Here is a 20551-nt window from a genome sequence, read left to right as displayed (position 1 = left end):
GAGCTCACTAAGATAGCGAATTACAACCTCTTTAGCAGGGTAAAAAAACCACACCACTCGAAGAATTTCTTTTGGCGCCGGTAACCGATTTTAAAACATTGGTTTTTTGTTCAATTCTAAGCACCCCCATCAAGGCAAAAACTAATGCTTCTTTAAACTCTATCAGCTTTTTCTCTGGTACGATTACTTTAGCCGTATTCAATAACTTCGACTGAAGGGTTTCAATAAGAAATTCATTCAATGCTCCGCCCCCCGTTACAAAAAGTTTGTGGTCGATACCAGAGGTGTTTTCTTCAATTTGTAATGCCACTTGATCACAAATATGGTGTACGCTGGTACATAGAAGATTGCTCATGTCATCTTTTGTGCGGTCGACTATGGGTACTACTTTCTCAACAAACCACTCGTACCCTATTGATTTTGGGTGAGGTAGTTGATAGAACTCCAATGAATTTAGGCTTTTGAGCATTTGAGTATTGATGTTTCCTGACCGGGCCATTTCTCCTCCTTTATCAAAAGCGATACCTTCCTTTCTAGTTATATAGTTTAAAATCATATTGGCCAATCCGATATCGTAAGCCAACCTTTCCCCATCCTTTTCAAACGACACATTGCTTATGCCTCCCAGATTAAGGCAAAAATCATAATTTCCAAAAAAAAGTCGGTCGCCAATAGGTACCAAAGGGGCGCCTTGGCCGTCTAAAGCAACATCATTGGTTCTAAAATCACACACCACCTTTATGCCGGAAGCGTTGGCCAAGTGCTGCCCTGAACCTATTTGATAGGTTAGGCCATTTTCAGGCTGATGATGGGTAGTATGGCCGTGACTTGCGATATATTCAACCTCCAGTTTTTTTTCATCAATGAATATTTTGCTTTGATTACCCAACCACGTGCCGTAGCTATTGTGAAATTTAAGAAGCTCATCAGCCGGAAGAAAGATGGAATCCTTCAGTTTTTCTTGCATCGAAGCTTCGTAGGTCACGCTCTTGGTTTCAACTATGTCAAAACGGTATGCGTCATTATCTGACCAAATATGACAGTATGCTAGATCGAGGCCATCTAAAGAAGTGCCCGACATGAGACCTAAAATTTTATGTTTTTTCATATGAGGTTCGATTTGACAGATAATTTACCTGAAGACTCAACCCTACCCAAGAAATGATTGCTAGCAGTTTCTTGAAATACTTCAAAATTCTGATAGGCCAATACAACCGTTTCTGCTTGGCTATATTCTATGTGATTCAGCATATATGGGTTGCCGAAAAGGTAAAGGGTCACCTTATTAACAGCTAGTAATCGGTTCAAAATTTTTAAATCCTCAGGATTGAAACCGAACAAATTGTTCGGTTTAACTTGAGGTGGGAAAAGCGCCACCAATAGATTTTTATTCCTGAATGCATCGGCATTTGGTAAGGTTTCAACATCAAATTCCAGATGGTCTCTTAGATGATTGAAAAAGGTTGTTTTTGACGGTTCAATATTGGTAATGGCAATGAATTTTGTTTTAGCGAACTCAGCCAGGTTAGAAGATGTGCCTTTGTGAAGAGTTATACATTTTTCAGAAATTCTGCGATTTAATGAGTCAGTTTGGGTAAGAGTTGTCACTTCTTTATCTCCTGCAAATGCCTTTTCCTTTAGCCTCCAAACGCGTTCGAAGCTCTCTTCAATTTGATTAGGTAAGGCGTTTTCGAGAATTTTTGAAATGCCTTCTTTCGTATGTTCTGCAAAACATAAAATGTCGTTACCGGCATCAAAAGCTAACCACTCCAGTTCACCCTTTTCAGGATAATTTTTTGCAACGGCGTGCATATTCAGCGCATCTGAAATGACGACACCCTCAAAACCAAGCTCTGAACGTAGCACTCCTTTGATGATTTCTTTGGAAATGCTAGAGGGGGCTTCTTTTCCATCGGACAAAGCAGGAACTGAAAGATGCCCGACCATTACAGAGTCTATACCTTGGTCGATAATCTCCTTAAACGGAAAAAGCTCATTTTTATCAAGTTCCTTTCTAGACTTGTTGATTAACGGCAAACCCAAGTGGGAGTCAGTGGCAGTATCGCCATGCCCAGGAAAATGTTTAATACTGGTCAAAACACCTTCGCTTTGCGTTCCCTTTATAAATTGAAGGGCCTTTTCCGTTACAAGATTTCTATCTTCCCCGAAGGAACGGTAACCAATGACGGGGTTATTAGGATTATTGTTTACATCTACGACCGGAGAAAGATTCCAATGAATTCCTGCCGATTTACAATCATTGGCAATGTTTTTTCCGACCTCAAAAATGAGATGACCCTCATTTTCTGGCAGGGCGCCTAGCGTAATAGCGTAAGGATATTGAGGGGTGTTCTCTATTCTCATGGCAAGGCCCCATTCGGCATCAATGGCAATCAATAGTGGGTATTTGGCTGCTTTTTGATAACGTTTAATGAGAAGTTTTAGAGTATCGTAACTATTCTCATTTTTAATGACCTTTTTCTTTCCTTCAAAATTGGTGGCTGCGCTGGCTCGACTATGAAAAAAACAGATTCCGCCGATATAGTGGGTTGCAATGAGTTTTTCAAGAGCCACAATTTCTTCTTCAGAATCATTGATAAATGCGGCAGGCATAAAAAGTTGACCTATTTTCTCCTTAGCAGTAAGGTCGGTTGATGCCTGTTCATATTTTATTAGATCATACCTCATTGGTAGCTGATTTTTTGCCAAAATCCGGTGGATATTTTAAATATTTCAATAAGAAAAATGCGGGGAAGGCCGATAATACCACCCAGATAAAGAAGCCATCGTATCCAAGCCATTTTTGTACGGCCCCACTAATCATACCCGGAAGCATGGCCCCTAAAGCCATAAAACCTGTAGCTATGGCATAGTGCGAAGTTTTTGAAGCTCCTTCGGCAATATAAATGAGATACATTAGAAAAGCAGCGAACCCGAAGCCATATCCGAACTGTTCAAAAGCTACCGTTCCCACAACGAATGCCAAACTTTTGGTTTGCGTCATCGCCATAATGGCGTAAAGTACATTGGGAACATTTAAAGAGAGCATCATTGGAAGCATCCATTTTTTAAGTCCATCCCTTGAAATGAGAATTCCCCCTAAAATACCGCCTGCCGAAAGGGTTATCAATCCGACTACCCCGTAAATAATACCTACGTTTTCGGTAGAAATCGCGAGTCCGCCAACCGAACGCTCATCTAACATGAACAGCTGGGCCACTTTTGCCAATTGTGATTCTCCCAAGCGATAGGTTAGAATGAAGGCCAAGGCAACCGCAATGTTCGGTTTCTTAAAGAAGGTAGTAAAGACTTCTAAAAAAGCCTTGGGTTTTTCGGCCTCAAAAGTCGAAGATTTCTCAAATTTTGGGGTCACGAAAAAGTTGATGGCGGTAAGTATTAGCATTAAGCACCCTGTTGCTACCATGGTCAGGCTCCAGGCTTTGGTATTATCGCCATACAATTCTTCTAAATACCCGGCAAAAACCACGATCAAACCACTACCAGTTACCATGGCAAGGCGGTAAAAAGTACTTCGTATGCCTACAAAGAACGATTGCTTTTTTTGTGACAGGCCTATCATGTAATATCCATCAGAAGCGATATCATTAGTGGCTGAAGCGAAAGCGGCTACCCAAAAGCAGGCCAGCGTGGTAACGAAAAACAGCTGTGTCGGAAGGGTTAGCCCAACAGCTACAAACATTAATGAAATGACAAGTTGCATGACTAGAAACCAGTTGCGTTTGGTACTTTTTAAATCTACCACTGGGCTCCATATAGGTTTTAGGACCCACGGCAAATAAAGTAGACCGGTATATAATGTGATATCGGTATTATTAATGCCAAGTTTCTTGTACATAATTACCGATACAGATGCGATGATTACATTAGGTAAACCTTCGGCGAAATATAACGGAGGTACCCAACCCCAGGCCCATTTATCTTTTTGAATCATTGAACGCGCTTTGGTTTAAAAGTAGGGCTTTAGGTTCACTTTCCGAACCATATCGGTCGATTAAAGTATATACCCGGTTTTTGCTTCCTTTTAAATCTTTTAAAGGAATTCTGATGTTAGTCAATCCGTTTATAAAGATGGTCTTTATTAGATTTTTGCTCGATAAGGCATGGGTCGACTCTTTTCCTGCCTTATAAAAGGCCACTTGCTGAAAATGTTGAGGTTCTGATGCGGTCATTTCTATGAAGGCCCCTTTTAAAGTAAATGTCGGTTCTACGAACTGAATCGAGTCTTTGTAATCATGGGTTGCTGCCGGAGGAAGGGCCGGTTTTTGATAGAATTTTCTTTTCAACAATCTTACAACGTTACGGTTTTTAGCCATGAGGCTTTTAGCACTAAAAAATACGTTGCCTCTCACATTCAATTCTTCTCTTGCATACTGAAGTTGGTGAGGCAGTTCTCTCTTCTTGTTCCAAGCTTTATCACTATTGTTCTTGATTTTGTAAGGGCCATTTCCTATATATAGATTGGTGTTCTTACTATTATTCGACCACCAATCAATCAATTTTTTATGTGAGGCCACAGAAAGGTGCATACTCCAATAAAGTTGAGGCACTATATAATCAAGCCACCCTTTATCCATCCAAAGTAAAGGGTCGGCATAGAGATTTTCATAAGTAGTTTGCCCAGCTTGCGTATCGGAGCCCCTAGGGTCTGTAGCTTGGTTTTTCCAAACTCCGAATGGACTAACTCCAAACTGAACCCATGGTTTTCTTTTTTTGATGACTTGAAAACTTTTACTGATAAGAGAATCCATATTGCTTCTTCGCCAATCTTCGAGGGTTTGATCGACAAGTGCGTGCTTCCGGTATGATAGGGAGTCGTTGAACTCTTCACCTTGAATTGTATACGGATAAAAATAGTCATCATAGTGAATGGCATCAACCTGGTAACGATTAACTATTTCATCGACAATAGAAACCATATGTTGTTGAACTTCAGGAAGACCAGGATTGTAGTAGTATTTTTTGCCATACTTGATCATCCAATCATTGTTTCTATAATAATCATGACTAGGGTCTAAGCCCAGAGTATCTAAATCAAAGGTGGCTCGATAGGGGTTGAGCCAGGCATGAAACTCCATATTTCTTTTATGGGTCTCGTCAATCATCCACTCCAAAATATCAACATGCTTTAAAGTGTCGTTAGATGAAGTAGGAGGAGAGCCTTCTTTACCGGTAAGATATCTTGACCATGGCGCATATTCAGAAGAATAAAAGGCATCACCCGCTGTACGAATTTGAACTATGGCCGCATTAAAATTGAGTTCTTGGTAAAAATCGAGTATTTCAAGATAATCGCTTTTTTGCTTTAAAACGGAATCATGACCGCTCTTGGGCCAGTCTATGTTAACAACAGTTGCCACCCAAAACCCTCGAAACTCCCTTTTCGGTTGTGGAATATCGCTCAAGGTAGAGCAGGAGCATAGTATGACTCCTAAAGCAAATATGTAGAAGTAGATACGTAGCATAGAAAAAGGCCTATTTACAATAAAAATAGGCCTTTATGTTTCAAGTTAATTTAGTTTCATTAGTTTACTTCATATCTAACGAAGGCTTCGATAGCAGCATAGTCTGAAAGACCTAGGTTGCGGTATTTTTGCGCCGTATCTCTGTTGCGCTCTTCCGCCCTCATCCAGAATTCCCTAGCATCATCGCCTTGGAACATTACACCATCTTTTTGAGATTGGTGACAGAAAATGGCGTAGCGTTTTTTCAAGACCTGATCAGGACTCATAGGAACCGCCATTTCAATTTCGTGAATGTCCCATTCGTGCCAAGCACCTCTGTAAAGCCATAGCCAACAATCGTTCATGAAAGGTTCTGATTTTAGTCTTCTCATTGATTCGAAAACCGCATCAAGACATACTTTATGGGTGCCATGCGGATCGGCCAAATCGCCTGCGGCATATATTTGATGTGGCTGTATTTCTTTGATGAAATTCATCATGATTTCGATATCGGCATCTGATAGGTTATTCTTTTTAATGGTTCCTGTTTCATAGAAAGGAAGGTCTAAAAAATGAACGTTTTCATCAGGAAGCCCCAAATATCGGGTAGCGGCATACGATTCGCCTCTTCTGATATTGCCTTTTAATTTTCTTACTTCAAGAGTATCAAAGCTACTTTCTTTCTTGGCCTTGATATCGTCAATGAGCTTCTGGGCCTCGTCGGAATAGCTAATGCGTTTAGAGATGCCTGCGTAGCGAAGGGCATCGGCATCTGAAACGGCAATATTACCCGAGGTCTGGTAAGCGACATGAACTTCATGCCCTTGCTCGATCAATCTGTCAAAAGTACCGCCCATAGAGATTACATCGTCATCAGGGTGTGGACTAAAGAGAATGACTCTCTTCTTGGCAGGTTCGGCTCTTTCTGGGCGATTGGTATCGTCTGCATTCGGCTTTCCACCTGGCCAGCCTGTAATGGTGTGCTGTAATCTGTTGAACATCTTAATATTGAGGTCGTAAGAGTTCTCGGTTGCCAAAAGGCCGGACATACCATTATCGTTATAGTCTTTATCGGTAAGGCTAAGAATTGACTTTTCGGTCTTCCCGCAAAGCCATACAATTGCCTTAAAGGTTAGGTTTTCCGTCCAATCTAAAGATTCGTCGACCAACCAAGGGGTTTTGTTTCTGGTTAGTTCACTACCTGCTCCTGTATCTAAAACGAACGTACAGTTTTTATGTTCTTGCAGGTATGTGGCAGGAACCTGTGCTGAAATTTCTCCTTCTATCGTTTTTTTGATGATATCTGCCTTATTCTGTCCCCATCCTAAGAGAACAATTCTTTTGGCACTTCGAACCGTGGCAATACCCATTGTGATAGCCTTTCGGGGTACATTGTCAATTCCTAAAAAAGCGGGGGCCGCGTCTACACGGGTAATGTGATCAAGAGTAATAACACGCGTGCCAGAGTTGTAGTGTGAACCAGGTTCATTAAAACCAACGTGCCCGGTTCTACCAATACCTAGTAATTGAAAATCGAGTCCACCGGCCTTTTTAATCGCTTTTTCGTAAGCTAGGCAATAATCGATGACATCGCCCCCTAAAATAGTACCGTCAGGTATGTGTATATTTTCTGCAGGAATATCTATATGATTAAACAGGTGTTCATGCATGAAGTACCAGTAACTTTGACGGTTATCTTTTTCCATAGGAAGGTATTCGTCAAGATTGAAGGTAATAACGTTGGAAAAACTTAGCCCATCTTCTTTGTGCATTCTCACTAACTCTTCGTAAACTCTTATCGGAGATGAGCCGGTAGCCAGACCTAACACACAATTTTTATTCTCTTTTTGTTTTTTCTTGATAAGTGTGGCAATTTCTTCTGCTACTTGTATAGAAGCTCTATTAGAATCTGAGAAAATTACGTTGTGAATCTTTTCAAATCGTGTTTCTTCAAATTGACCTACAGGGCGGTATTCAATAGAAGAGCCATTTTTTTCCAGAATTGTTTTCATTTTTATTGTTCTTAAGGTAGAGGTTTATTTAGCTGCAAATATAAGCAACGACGCCTAATAGTTGCTGTTTTTTGCTTTTTAAATTGCTGTTTTTTGCATTTTTAATGATTTATTAACTTTAAACCAGAAAAAAACGGCATTCGATAATATTGCATATATTTGTGCGGCTAAAATTTAGAATTCATTGACGCTATGTTAAAGGAAGAGCGACAACAAACCATCTTAAACGAGGTTGAACTGCACAACCGAATCTTATTGACCGATATTGCCGAAACATTGGATGTTTCTATAGATACGGTGCGTCGTGATGTAAAAGAGCTAGACGCTGAAAATAAATTACGTAAAGTACACGGAGGTGCCGTATCGCTGGGTTTTACTAATAGCAGTACACGAAATCAAAATGTATATAAATTAGAGCAGAAGACTAAAATAGCCCAGAAAGCACTTTCGTTACTTAAACCGGGTGCCGTTATCTTTATAGATGGAGGTACAACTTGCTCGGAATTGGCCAGATTGATACCTCCGAATTTAGAAATAACATGCTTTACACATAGTCTTCCGGTAGCCTCAGAACTGCTTAACAAATCAAATGTGAATGTAATTATAGTCGGAGGACAAGTTTCTAGTGAATCTCAAACCACGATAGGGGCCAACGCCATTCATAATCTTTCTGAAATCAGGGTTGATTTTAGTTTTATCGGTACAGGGTATGTTGACTCTTTTTACGGTCTTACCGAATTTGATTGGGACATTGTTCAAGTGAAGAAAGCGGTGATAAAGAGCTCAAAAAAAACGGTACTTTTATCCATATCAGAAAAACTGAATTCACAACATCGTTACAAAACTTGCGATATTAATGCCATCAATACGATGATAACCGAGCTAGAGCCGGAAGATTCGCTATTGAATTCTTTTAAAAACCACGATATACATATTTTATAAATACCATGGACTATACCAAGATTACCGAAACCCCATCGAACCATGACGATTTAGAGTTGTTAGAAACCAACTCTATTTTAAAGAAAATGAACGAGGAAGACCAAAAAGTGGCCGTTGCCGTTTCAGAGGCTATTCCTCAAATCACGAAATTGGTCGATGCGCTGGCCGAACGATTTGAAAAAGGAGGGCGTCTTTTTTATATAGGGGCGGGTACAAGCGGCCGTTTAGGTGTACTCGATGCTTCTGAAATACCACCTACGTACGGTATGCCACATACAAGGGTAATCGGTCTTATAGCTGGAGGCGATATTGCCATTAGAAAATCGGTCGAACACGCAGAGGATGACACTGAACAGGCGTGGAAAGATATGATGGCGTATGAGATGACCGAACTTGATACGGTAGTCGGTATTGCCGCTTCCGGTACAACGCCCTATGTGTTAGGAGGCATTGAACAGGCTAAAAAGAACGGACTTTTAACCGCAGGAATAACCAACAACCCAGGTTCGCCGTTGGCGAAAAATTCCGATATACCTATCGAGATGAACGTTGGACCTGAATTTGTTACGGGCAGCACGCGTATGAAGAGCGGAACATCTCAAAAACTAGCCCTAAATATGATTTCTACTGCCCTGATGATTAAGATTGGAAGGGTAAAAGGGAACAAGATGGTCAACATGCAACTAAGTAATAACAAACTTGTTGATCGTGGCGCACGCTATGTCGCAGAAGGGTTGGGAATACCTTATGAGAAAGCTGAATCTCTTTTAAAGAAGCATGGCTCGGTCAAAGCAGCTATAGAAGCGGGTTCTTAATCTATTTTGAAATGGCCTCTACCTCGTCTGTAGTGACCAATTTGCTCGACCAATTGCCCCACGAGTTCATAATGTAGTTCATTACATCGGCAATCTCACTATCATCCAATCCCATGGGTGCCATTACGCTGTTATAGGTAACGCCGTTGACGGTCAATTCGCCTTGCTGGCCGTACTTAACCCCGCGGATGCTGGCTTCACGGTTTTTCTTTAAATAATCTGACATGGCAAGGGGTGGGAAAGTATTTGCTACTCCCTCGCCATTTTCTAAGTGGCACGTCACACAGAAATCCATATAAACAGCTTCGCCACGTGCCATACTTTCTTCTAAATCTGCCTCTTGCGCCTGAACTGTCGGTACAGCACAAAAGATTAGAAACAACAGAATGTTTAAAAATTTCATAATGATACTTATGGTAGTAATGGAACCTTTAGAAAAGAACTTTACTAGCTTTTTGGTACTAGTTTATAAACACCTTTTCCTTCTACTGCTACATAAATTAGTCCGTCAGGCCCTTCTTTAACGTCTCTTACTCGACCTATTTCGGCCATTAATTTTTCTCTGTCGGTAACTTTTTCTCCTTCAACTACTAATCGTTCCAAATATTGAAATTTTAGTGACCCAACAAGAATGCTTCCTTTCCAGTCTCCATATTTATCGGATGTAACAAATGCCATGCCACTCGGGGCGATACTTGGTACCCAATAGTGAAAAGGTTGTTCCATTCCGTCCATTTCGGTTTTATCGGTTATAGGTGTACCACTATAATTGATACCATAAGTTATGACCGGCCAACCATAGTTGGCACCTGGTTTTATAATGTTGATTTCATCACCACCTCTCGGACCGTGTTCATTATCCCATATTTTTCCGGTTTCCGGATGTTTAGCTAGGCCTTGTGGGTTACGGTGCCCATAGCTATAAATTGCTGTTTTGGCACCATCTTTACTAACAAAAGGATTGTCTTGGGGTATTTTGCCATCATCATGAAAACGATAAATTTTGCCGCCATCCCTAGTTATATCTTGTGGGTTTTCATCTCTGGCCCCGCGCTCACCAATTGAAAGAAAAAGATAGCCTTCATTATCGAAAACGATTCTAGAACCGAAATGCTGACCTTTGGTTGTGTTGGGGGTCGCTTTGTAGAGTAATTGCTTTTCGACCAATGCATTATCCTTTAGCTTAGCTCTCATAAGAGCGGTGTTTCCACCTTTTTCATCTCCTTCCTCGGAAGAATATGAAATATAGATCCAACCATTATTGGCATAGTCAGGATGTGCCTCAATATCCAAAAGTCCGCCTTGCCCTCTAGTATAAACTTGTGGTACTTCTTTAACCTTGGTTTTGGCACCGTTTTTAAAATGAACGATTTCGCCTGATTTCTCGGTCACCAGCATACTGCCATCCGGTAAAAAGGTCATTCCCCACGGAATTTGCATTTCATCGATCAGTAATTCAGCCTCAAAAGGAGTGGAAGAAGGGTCACTAACTTGGTTTTCAGGGTCTTGAGCACAAGATGTGTAAAAGAAAACTAGAGTTGAACAAAGTAGAAATACACTATTTTTCATGGATGTACGTTAAAAATAATATTAATGTATGCTTAGCGGATAAATATAAAGAGAATTTATAAGTATAAATAATTACATCTTAAGAATAAATGCTCCCCAAACGCAGCTATTCTTAATACCTAAGACTTAACCTATGTTCCCAAAGAAAATGCGGCATGTTCTTCTTGCCCTACTGTTAATATCATTTTCAGTAGTCGGTACTACGGCCATCGCCAATCCTAAAGTGTATACCTTGATCTCCGAGGTTGCCGAAAAGGTCAAGGATGCTGTTTCTCTAGAGAAGACCTCACAGCGAGAAACCGAGTCTAAATTTCTCGTCAATACCCAAAAGAACAAGAAATCAGGTAAGGCTGTCAGCGCTCCCATGTTCACGACCATAATTCAAGGAGCCGATGAAACGGTAAGCTGTACCAACGATGGGGCCACCGTTGCAAGGTTTATTCTATGCGGTGACTCTGATGATAGAAACATTACACTCTCCGGAGGGCCTTACGGAAGTGTTTCATGGCAACAGTTGACCGGGGCCACCCCGAATACGAATGTAGAGTGCCCTGATTATACATCGGCCTACACAGAGGTGCATAACGGTTCATCTTTCAACCTAGACGCCAGTACTATCTCAGCAGCGAACGGAGCCGAATTTAGGGTTCAGGTCAATGGGGGGCAATACTATTATTTTGAAGTGGTAAAAAGTACCATTACCCAAACCTATACTAAAAAAGATTTTGTTTGTAATAACCCGGGTCGTATCGAGATTACCGGTCTTCCCAATAGTTATCAATTTAGAATTCGCGAAGGTGCGAATCCGTTCGGGCCCTACCAATCATCTTCTATATTTGATAACCTAAACCCTGGATTATACCAAGTACAGGCTAGGTTGAATATCTCTGGCCAAGTATGTGAATATTTGTATGAGGTCATTGAAATAGAAGAAGTTGAAATCGAAATCGATGTAACCTTTACCAATCCGGTATGTAGTGGGGAAACAGGAAGTATCGACGTAACCGTTAATCCGGAGGTACCTGGGCCTTATGTATATACCTTATTAGATGAGAACGGTGCCGAAATTGAGTTTACTTCTACAATTTCAAGTAACACCTATACATTTGGGGCAGTAAGCGAAGGTACTTATGCGGTAAAAGTTGAAACTAATGACTGTCATGAGGATATTCCTAATGGCATTCCGGCTCCGATACAATATACAGACGTAAATGGTAATCCTATTACCGTTGGTGTAGGATTGAGTCCAATCGAGGTGATTACCGATACCAACGGAATGAGTTTCGGATGTTCGACCATTACCAGTGTAGATATCGACGTAACGCCTTCTGGTGGTTCCGGAAACTATAGCTATACTGTTAGCGATGGTGGAAATTCTGGAGGATTTTTCACAGGTACTAATTCTTATACGGTAACTAGCCCTGGTACATACACCTTTTATATAACGGATGACCAAGGTTGTACAGCCGAAAAATCTGAATACGTGGCCGAACTTGATCCGCCCGATGTAACTGCTGGCCCTATTACCGGTACCTGTACCAATGGGGGAGGAAAAGTAGATTTCGCCATTAACGACCCACGAGGTTTCAACTTAGAATTCAGGGCGACCAATAATGCTGGTGATCCCTTTACCACATCGTCGACCATACCAGTGGCCGATGGCACCTATAATATTGTAGAGGTAAGGTATTCTCAAGGTGCATTTTCGTGCGTTCTGGCACTTCCATCGGTAACAGTAACTTCCGAAGGAGGCTTGAACGGTTCGGCCAGCTTAACACAAGATTATACTTGTAACAATGGTGGGGCAATCATTGATTTTGCCCCCGCTAGTGGAGGTTCTGGTTCTGGTTATGAGTATAGTATTGATAACACCAACTTTCAATCTGGCACAAGTTTTACAGGACTGGCATCAGGCACCTACATACCTTATATAAGAGACGATTCAGGATGCTATCAGGCTCTGTCACCTATTACGGTTTCTGAACCGGTTCCACCAACTGCTATTAACTTTGTTCAAGACAATTTAGATTGCGCCACAGGAACCAGTAGGGTAACTATTGATGTGCAACCTGCAGGTTTTCCAGTTGCGCAATATGAAATCATCTCCTCTAATCCCGCAACGGCATTGCCTCCTGCTCAGGCAAGTAATGTGTTTAACGGACTTAACTTAGATACTTCGTATCAATTTGAAATTACCGATACCGATGGGTGTACTTACACAGCCAGTTTTACCACGGGAGGTATCAGTACTATACGAGCTAGAGTTAAATCTGGAGGGGATCGAAGAGTTTGTCCCGCTGCCACTGATGGCGATGGAGCATTCTTGGTCGATGGGTTTGCCACCGATTATGATTATGTGGTGAACAGAACTGCACCGACTGCTGCCATAATAACAAGTGGAACGAATAGTTCGGCGTTTGAGATACCAATTTCCGGTTTAGGAGCTGGTACTTACGAAATTACGGTAACCGACAACGATACCAACTGTACATCGACAGCATCTTTTGATGTGGAAGAAGCTGCTACTCCTTTGAGTATTACCGCTGATGTGACTGATATGAGTTGTCAAAACAATAATATTGGTAGGGTTCGAGCCAATGCTGCCGGAGGATTCGGTAGTTATAGGTATGAACTTCAGTGGCCATCACCTCCAGGAACCCTACAGGGCCCAAAAACTGGGCGTACTTTTGGTAGTTTAACCGCCGAGGGCACCTATACATTAACAGTTATAGACTCCGAGGGTTGTACTGCCTCAACCACTTTTACCTTAACAAGTGTAACAGCGCCATCCATATCATTTGATAGTGCCGACTATTGTTATTCGGCTACTAACGATGCCGAAATTACGGTTTCTTCAACTGCAGGCTCTGCACCATTGACCAGCCATAGATATCGAATTAATGGTGGACCCCTGCAGACGCCAGGTACACCGGGTACTTACACCTTTACCAACCTTGTTCCGGGTAATTACATAATTCAAGTAGTCGACGGAAATGATTGTATTGCCCAAACGACGTCTGTAAGAATACCTCCTCAAATTCAAGTAAACTTAGATTTGGTTACTGAAATTCCTTGTGGAGGAGACGGTGAAATGGAAGTGACTGTTTCCGGAGGAGATATCTCAACCCTAAGTTCCACTTCATACACCATCTACAAAGACGGAATTGCTGTACCAGGGCAGACAGGAATTAATATTCCATCAAATCCATTTAACTATACTGTACCCTACGGTGAGCACGGTGTTTATACCGTTGAAGTAACCGATAATAATTCATGTACCAATACGTCAGAAGGGTTGACCTTTGCTGAACCTACAAATATTGCCGCTACAGAGCGAATAGTGGGCCCAAGTTGTGGTGATCCTAATAGCGGTTTTGTAGAAATTATTCCAACTGTATCTTCTGGTGTTCCTCCTTTTGAGGTGGTTTTCGCTCCTGCGGGTACATTGGTTCCGGATCCTAATAATCCTGACCCTACAAATACTTATAACTTTTCTTCACAAACTGTTTATTCAGGTCTTGCAGCGGGTAACTATGAGTATCTAGTAAAAGATTCAAGAGATTGTATTACTGCGGTAACACCCGTGACGGTGACTACCGACCCCAACCCAACACCCGATGCTACGGTAGCGCCTATTGATGCTACGTGTACTTCTGGTGATCTTTCCGGTGGGGTGACTGTTAGTTTACCAACCCCTGGTGTTCAGAATTATACAGTTATTATTGAGGATAACTTTGGAAACCCTTATGTGACTCAAAATAATGTAACGGACGCGGACTTTCCTTTGTCGGTAACTGATCCAAGTCTGATTCCAGGTGATTATCAGGTGATTATCATTGATTCTCGAGGATGTAATGATATTGAACCCGTGACCATCGGAACAACCAATCTTGATATAATTCCTACCTATCCAACACCCCCTGCCTTCTGTACTCCTGGTGGAAGTACAGTATGTGTTGAAATAGTGAATGGAACAGGTCCATATGAAATACGATTGGCCGATCCCGACCCTCTAGTAGGCTGGGTCTCACCTAATACTACAGCTACTAACCATTGCTTTAGCAATTTGCTATGGGGTGCTTCTTATACAGTAGAAGTAAGGGATACATCTACAGGTTGTACATATCAAGAAGTGATCACTTTACCCAACGGACCTGGTTCTGCTGTAGATTTGACGGTCGACGGTGCCACATGTAGAAATGGCGATGTAGGTATCAACTATAATATTACGTCAGGTACAGCACCTTACGATGTTATTATTACCAATTTAGAAACAGGAGAAGAGGTTTACAATGTAACCAACTCCTCTTTAACAGCTCTAGCAAGTGATTTGACAGTGCCTCAAGGCAGGTATGGAATCTCGGTAGAAGATGCTAACGGTTGTTCTAGCGGAGACGAAGACGAAGCGGTTATCAACATGCCACGGGTAGATATTATTGATAACCAAAATGCCAACTGTAATGCTCTCGGTCAATTGACTGTTAGGGGAAGCGGCGGAACACCTTTTGCTACTGGTAGCCCATACTTGTATGCTTATGTTCCCGCTGGTACTCCTGTTGATACTGACGGTACCCTAACACCTGCAGACCCATCTGATGATTTCAGTGATGCCTCTACAGTTTCCTTGCCGGGATCACTGGCACCTGGTACAGATTATGATATCTGGGTTATCGATGCGAACAACTGTTCTTATCGTGTATCTGCAGCGGTGATTCAGCTGAATCCTGATTTACCGGCACCGACTATCAGCGTAGACAATCAATGTGATGTAACTACACCATCAGGTGGTTTCCAAATTACATTAGAAATGCCAGGTCATATAGAGACACCGACATTTACTTTGAATGGGGTTAGTCAAACACCTGCTTATACTCCAGGTACACCTACACAAGCAATATTTTTTGTTAACAATATTGGTTCATATCCGGTACATGTTATTGATGCCAATGGGTGTGATGTAGATGATGTTGCCGAAGTGTTCCAAGTTCTTTCAGCATCTGGAGGCTTTAGTACCGAACCAAGTTGTGAAGAAAGTGATGGAGTTGTTACAATTACGGCCAATGGAGGTAGTGGTGATTTCACTTATGTTCTCACAGGAACCGATATGTTTGGTTCTCCTGTAAGTATTACCGACCCTGATAATGATGGTATTTTTCCGAATATCCCTCCGGGAGATTATCAAGTGGAAGTAACCGATAATCAAGTCGATGATGGTGTCAACAATTGTACCTTTTTGGTCGATGACATTCTTAGAACAGCCCCAACTTCGCCAATTATTGACGATACGGGTGCAAGTGATGTTAGTTGTAATGGGGTTGGAGACGGAAGTATTTCGGCTTCTTTGCAAGCAGGAACCGATATTGATGGAATTAGAGAATTCAATTTATATACGACCACTTTGGCTTCAATGCCATCAGGTCTTGACACCTCTGGAAGAACCGGTACAAATGCTTCAGGTACTTTCTTGAACTTAACTCCGGGCACTTACGTAATTGAAGTTGTTACCGACCGCAGCTGTTTTGATAGAGAAGAAGTGGTTATCAACGAACCACCACCATTTGAAATCGATGTAACGGCAGGTACACTTGTCTGTAATCCGGCGGCAAATCAGTTTAGTACAACGAATGTAACAGCATCCATCGTGGGTGGTAATGTTGGCAATGGTGGCCCTTACGGCTATAAACTAGACCTTGCCGATAGCTACCAGTCGAGTCCGACATTCGAGATAGTTGATACGGGTTCTGATCAAGTCATTACTATTTATGCCATAGATTCAAATGGTTGTGAATTCAGTGATTCGGTGACGGTTTTGGCTCCAAATACGGTAACCGCAACTATTACACAGATTTCTCCTATGGATTGTGAAAATCCTGAAAGGATTAGAATTGACGTAACAGGCAGTACCAATTTTATAATTGAAGACCAAGGTTTCTCGGTAACGCCGGTTTCAAGTGTTTCTCAACCAAGTGGTTCTTTTGTTGAATTCGATTTGCCAATGGTTGCCGGTGAGTACAATTTACAGGTAAATGATGTGGGAGGCTGTACTTATCCGATAACCGCCTATGTCGTTGCAGAACCTATTCTACCTACGGTTTCCATTTCACAAAATGACCCAGTTGGTTGTTTTGGCGCTACTGATGGTGAATTGACCATTGATGTAAGCGGATATACGGGAGTTTATGAATACTTCGTATACGCTGCCAATGATCCAGGGTTCAGTGGCGGTTCCTTCGGTACGCCGGTCGCAGGTAATTCAACCGGAACAATCGACACTGCTGTAGATGGTAACCCGGCTGTTATAACCGGTCTGGAAGGTGGTAATCTTCGTGTAGTAATCCGCGAAATGGGCATGACAGCTTCAGCTTGTAATGTATTCAGTAATATGACTACCGTTCAAATGCCTAACGAGCAACTTCTCATAACGACTATGGACGAGGTCGGAAGAGTGGGGTGTAATGATGATTTAGGTGAAATTATCGTTAGTACTCAAGGAGGATGGGATAATGCCCCTTATGAATACCGATTAGAGTACGAAAATCCAGTAGGTAGCGGCTTTGCACCGCATTCTAATGCGGCCTACGCAACATTTGCTGCCAATGGAAGTAATGATAGGTTTACGGGGCTTTCGAGTGGCAATTATCGTGTAATAGTAAGAGATACAGAAGGATGTGAACACTCTGAAGAACTAGAGCTTTTACCGGTTGCACAAATCGATGCAGAGGCCATTATAACAAGAGAGTTGGAGTGTCCTCAAGGTAACGACGCCGTGATTGTGGCCGTTGAGCCAGGAACAACGAACCCTGGTGCTATTGGAGGTGTGCCAGGCGCCGGATATCAGTATCGCTTGTTGCATTTGGGCAGTTCTGATAATACCGATGTGGTATCTTCAACAGGGTATCAAAGTGACCCAGAGTTTGTGGGTACGGCCGGAACGGGAGTTATTCCTGGTGGATGGTATGCCGTAGAAGTGGTTTCAACTATGAACTGTAGCTTCGTAACTCCTCCGGTTCAGGTCATTCCGCCGCCGCCAATCAACCCGGTATTGATTCAAACTTCGGTACCAGCATGTGGTAACATCGCAACAATGATGATTCGTGTGAACAATCCGCAGGGTGGCACTTATGAATATAGCGTAAATAATTCTGGAGGACCATGGTTGCCAATCGATGAGACCGATGTCAACGGATTGCCGGTTAAGACCAATATACCGGGAACCATTGGTAACTCATATCGTTTCGAAGTTCGAAAGGTGGGTGGCTTGAGCTCATGTTTGGCCCGAAAAACCAATGGTATTACTATTACAGATGCAGAGCCTTTAAGTCTTGATCCAACATCGCCCACTTTTGATGTTTCGTGTGCGTACGAGGTAGACGGTAGAATTGAGGCAGTTGCTAATGGAGGTACGGGTATTTATGAATTTAGAATTTATAATTCAGACCCTGGTTCTGATGCTTTCGTGGCTGAATCGTTGCCAACCTACAATAACTTGCCGATGCAAGACTTTGGTACCTTTGAGAACCTTGATGCGGGTGATTACTGGATTTCCGTGATTAGCCGTGCAAACTGTGGTGTTGTGCAAGGACCATTTACTATTGCTCCGGCGGAACCTGTGACTATTGATTATAGTAGTACTCCAACATCTTGTTTTGGTGAATCTGACGGTACGATTACTATGGAGGTTACCAGTGCGACCCCAGGGCTCGTGAAGTTTGCTATCGAACCGAACTTGAGTGAGTTTTTCTCAGATCCTGATAATCCGTTAACATATACCTTTACCGATTTGGCAGCTAATACCCCGAGTAATCCGTCTTATACGGTTTTGGCCCAAGATGCAGAAGGTTGTCCACAGACATTTGAAATCGTGGTGACCGAACCCGATGAACTGGAGGTTACCGACGTAGTTACCTCACCGGAAACCTGTATAGGGTTTGCCGATGGTACGGCTCAGATAACAATTGCTGGAGGCACACCGTTCGTTGATCCTGTGACCTTTGAAACGTATTATGAAACAAGGGTTATCGGTCCAAATTCAGATGGTACCGAAGTGTTCGAGCGTAACGATAATCTTTTCTTTGATAACTTAATAGGTGGTGAAACCTACATAGTTTTCATACAAGACGCCAACCTCTGTGATACAGACGTGTTGATACCTATTGAAATTGGTGTTGATTTAACAGCTGAACCTATTGTTCAATATGGCTGTGAAGGTATCTTCCCTAATAGTACGGCCAGAGTTGAAATGCAAGATTCAAGTGTTCTTCCTGATCTGTTGTTCGCTTTGAATCCTGTTGATCCGACCGATGCCATTACTTCTTTAGCGACCACAGATCGTGAATGGGGAGATTTACCAGCGGGTGACTATACTGTTTACATCTATCACGAAAATGGTTGTACTAACTTTGTGGAGTTCAGTATCGAAGGGTATGACCCTTTGACCTTGACTGCCGAGAAAACTGGTCCGAATGAAATCACGGCTATGGCCGAGGGTGGCTTCGGAGGCTATGAGTTCTTCTTTAACGGACAATCGTATGGCGATGTTGGTATCTACACCACAACCGATAGCGGAACAGTTGAAATTCGAGTAGTGGATGATAATGGTTGTGAAGCGGTAGCGGCAATACCATTTGAGTTTACTGGAATGCTTGAAATACCAAATTTCTTCTCTCCGAACGGTGATAATGAGAACGATTTTTGGGCGCCGGGTAATCGAGATTTCTTCCCGAATATTGAGGTTATTATCTATGATCGTTACGGTCGTGTGGTTGCCGAGCTAGATCAGGTAAGTAAATGGGATGGAACTTATGAAGGTAAAGAGCTTCCGACGGGTGATTACTGGTACGTCGTTAACCAAAATGATGATCGTGATATAAGATATGTCGGTCACTTTACGCTCTACAGATAAATTTTAAAAACTAAATCTTGAACGGATGCCAAAGGGCATCCGTTTCTTTTTTGTACCTATTTTTATTTCTTTGTACTTTAACGTGGTTGCGGTTTTTCCCCAAATCATCATCTATGTTGAAAACAAGAATTCTAGTATTGCTCCTGATTTTAGTATTGTTTGCCCAAGGTTGCGCTTCGCAATCGTCTTCACGTCTCATTGATGCAAGACAAGAAACGGTTACTAAAGAAAATTTTGACTATTATCTTTATTACCCAGAAGAATATGAAGATGAGCCGGATAAAAAGTTTCCGTTATTACTGTTTTTGCACGGGGGAGGAGAATCTGGTGATAGCTTGGTAACCGTAAAGCGAAACGGACCACCAAAATTGATTGCCAGGGGCAAAAAGTTTCCATTTTTGATACTGGCACCTCAAAATCCACACCGAAAGAAATGGTGGAATACCAGGGCTTTGGCCCAACTTCTTGACACTATTGTTGAGAATAATAGGATAGATAAAAACAGGTTACTGCTTACAGGCCTTAGTAGGGGTGGAGGAGCGGCATGGGAGATGGCCGTTCAATATCCTGAAAAATTCGCTGCATTAGCTATCGTTTGCGGTATGGCCCCGGCGCCCTATGCCGCATGGATTGACAAGAAAACTTCCATTTGGGTTTTTCATGGCACAGAAGATGAATCGATACCCATCAGTGAGTCGGAAGAGATGGTCGGTAAGCTGAAATCGATGGGCTATGATGTTCGATTCACCAAATACCCTGGAGTTGGCCACGATTCTTGGGTGCAGGCATACAATACCGAAGAACTTTACGAATGGTTGATGCAACAATCACGAGAGAATTTAAACTAAA

At 42.2% G+C, this 20551-nt stretch carries 11 protein-coding genes; 4 read left to right on the top strand and 7 right to left on the bottom strand.

Going from position 1 to position 20551, the window contains the following annotated elements; genetic code table 11:
• Nucleotides 1–31: 31 nt before the first annotated feature.
• From D1013_RS14380 to nagB, 5 genes are read right to left on the bottom strand one after another with little or no spacing between them, the layout of a single operon-like run.
• The gene (locus D1013_RS14380; protein WP_121849495.1) at nt 32–1108 is read right to left on the bottom strand and encodes an anhydro-N-acetylmuramic acid kinase; all 1077 of its coding nucleotides are present in this window, start codon (nt 1106–1108) and stop codon (nt 32–34) included.
• A complete protein-coding gene (locus tag D1013_RS14375) occupies nt 1105–2688 on the bottom strand; it encodes a glycoside hydrolase family 3 protein (protein ID WP_121849494.1) in 1584 nt (527 codons plus the stop codon). The genes D1013_RS14380 and D1013_RS14375 overlap by 4 nt, the downstream gene beginning before the upstream one ends.
• The gene (locus D1013_RS14370; RefSeq protein ID WP_121849493.1) at nt 2678–3952 is read right to left on the bottom strand and encodes an MFS transporter; all 1275 of its coding nucleotides are present in this window, start codon (nt 3950–3952) and stop codon (nt 2678–2680) included. Before D1013_RS14370 ends, D1013_RS14375 begins: the two co-directional genes overlap by 11 nt.
• Nucleotides 3936–5483 carry a glycoside hydrolase family 10-like protein gene (locus D1013_RS14365; protein WP_121849492.1) on the bottom strand — a complete coding sequence of 516 codons (1548 nt, stop codon included), beginning with the start codon at nt 5481–5483 and terminating at the stop codon, nt 3936–3938. Before D1013_RS14365 ends, D1013_RS14370 begins: the two co-directional genes overlap by 17 nt.
• A gap of 59 nt (nt 5484–5542) precedes the next feature.
• Nucleotides 5543–7474: a glucosamine-6-phosphate deaminase gene (gene nagB, locus D1013_RS14360; RefSeq protein ID WP_121849491.1), complete on the bottom strand. Its 1932-nt coding sequence runs from the start codon at nt 7472–7474 to the stop codon at nt 5543–5545.
• Nucleotides 7475–7666: 192 nt separating this feature from the next.
• On the opposite strand from nagB, the gene D1013_RS14355 reads away from it, so the two are divergent.
• Both D1013_RS14355 and murQ read left to right on the top strand, forming a co-directional pair.
• Nucleotides 7667–8416, top strand: coding sequence for a DeoR/GlpR family DNA-binding transcription regulator (locus tag D1013_RS14355; RefSeq protein ID WP_121849490.1), 750 nt, complete (start codon nt 7667–7669; stop codon nt 8414–8416).
• A 5-nt stretch (nt 8417–8421) separates the two neighbouring features.
• A complete protein-coding gene (murQ, locus tag D1013_RS14350) occupies nt 8422–9231 on the top strand; it encodes an N-acetylmuramic acid 6-phosphate etherase (protein ID WP_121849489.1) in 810 nt (269 codons plus the stop codon).
• Nucleotide 9232: 1 nt separating this feature from the next.
• Here the strand turns inward: murQ and D1013_RS14345 are convergent, their stop codons facing one another.
• Both D1013_RS14345 and D1013_RS14340 read right to left on the bottom strand, forming a co-directional pair.
• Nucleotides 9233–9634 (bottom strand): c-type cytochrome, encoded by a 402-nt coding sequence (locus tag D1013_RS14345; RefSeq protein WP_225621551.1) that lies wholly within the window; start codon nt 9632–9634, stop codon nt 9233–9235.
• A 44-nt stretch (nt 9635–9678) separates the two neighbouring features.
• Nucleotides 9679–10800, bottom strand: coding sequence for a PQQ-dependent sugar dehydrogenase (locus D1013_RS14340; RefSeq protein ID WP_121849488.1), 1122 nt, complete (start codon nt 10798–10800; stop codon nt 9679–9681).
• Nucleotides 10801–10933: 133 nt separating this feature from the next.
• Here D1013_RS14340 and D1013_RS14335 point away from each other — a divergent pair, with 133 nt between their 5' ends.
• Nucleotides 10934–19702, top strand: coding sequence for a T9SS type B sorting domain-containing protein (locus tag D1013_RS14335; protein ID WP_121849487.1), 8769 nt, complete (start codon nt 10934–10936; stop codon nt 19700–19702).
• Nucleotides 19703–19815: 113 nt separating this feature from the next.
• Nucleotides 19816–20550 (top strand): carboxylesterase family protein, encoded by a 735-nt coding sequence (locus tag D1013_RS14330; protein ID WP_121849486.1) that lies wholly within the window; start codon nt 19816–19818, stop codon nt 20548–20550.
• Nucleotide 20551: the final 1 nt, after the last annotated feature.

The sequence above is a fragment of the Euzebyella marina genome (assembly GCF_003687485.1).
GTDB lineage: Bacteria > Bacteroidota > Bacteroidia > Flavobacteriales > Flavobacteriaceae > Euzebyella > Euzebyella marina.
The sequence above is the reverse complement of the archived record's forward strand: the minus strand, read 5'-3'. Positions and strand labels throughout refer to the sequence as shown.

Excerpts from the sequence above, each read along its gene's own strand:
- D1013_RS14380 (WP_121849495.1), bottom strand. The coding sequence starts at position 1,108 with ATGAAAAAACATAAAATTTTAGGTCTCATGTCGGGCACTTCTTTAGAT.
- D1013_RS14375 (WP_121849494.1), bottom strand. The coding sequence starts at position 2,688 with ATGAGGTATGATCTAATAAAATATGAACAGGCATCAACCGACCTTACT.
- D1013_RS14370 (WP_121849493.1), bottom strand. The coding sequence starts at position 3,952 with ATGATTCAAAAAGATAAATGGGCCTGGGGTTGGGTACCTCCGTTATAT.
- D1013_RS14365 (WP_121849492.1), bottom strand. The coding sequence starts at position 5,483 with ATGCTACGTATCTACTTCTACATATTTGCTTTAGGAGTCATACTATGC.
- nagB (WP_121849491.1), bottom strand. The coding sequence starts at position 7,474 with ATGAAAACAATTCTGGAAAAAAATGGCTCTTCTATTGAATACCGCCCT.
- D1013_RS14355 (WP_121849490.1), top strand. The coding sequence starts at position 7,667 with ATGTTAAAGGAAGAGCGACAACAAACCATCTTAAACGAGGTTGAACTG.
- murQ (WP_121849489.1), top strand. The coding sequence starts at position 8,422 with ATGGACTATACCAAGATTACCGAAACCCCATCGAACCATGACGATTTA.
- D1013_RS14345 (WP_225621551.1), bottom strand. The coding sequence starts at position 9,634 with ATGAAATTTTTAAACATTCTGTTGTTTCTAATCTTTTGTGCTGTACCG.
- D1013_RS14340 (WP_121849488.1), bottom strand. The coding sequence starts at position 10,800 with ATGAAAAATAGTGTATTTCTACTTTGTTCAACTCTAGTTTTCTTTTAC.
- D1013_RS14335 (WP_121849487.1), top strand. The coding sequence starts at position 10,934 with ATGTTCCCAAAGAAAATGCGGCATGTTCTTCTTGCCCTACTGTTAATA.
- D1013_RS14330 (WP_121849486.1), top strand. The coding sequence starts at position 19,816 with ATGTTGAAAACAAGAATTCTAGTATTGCTCCTGATTTTAGTATTGTTT.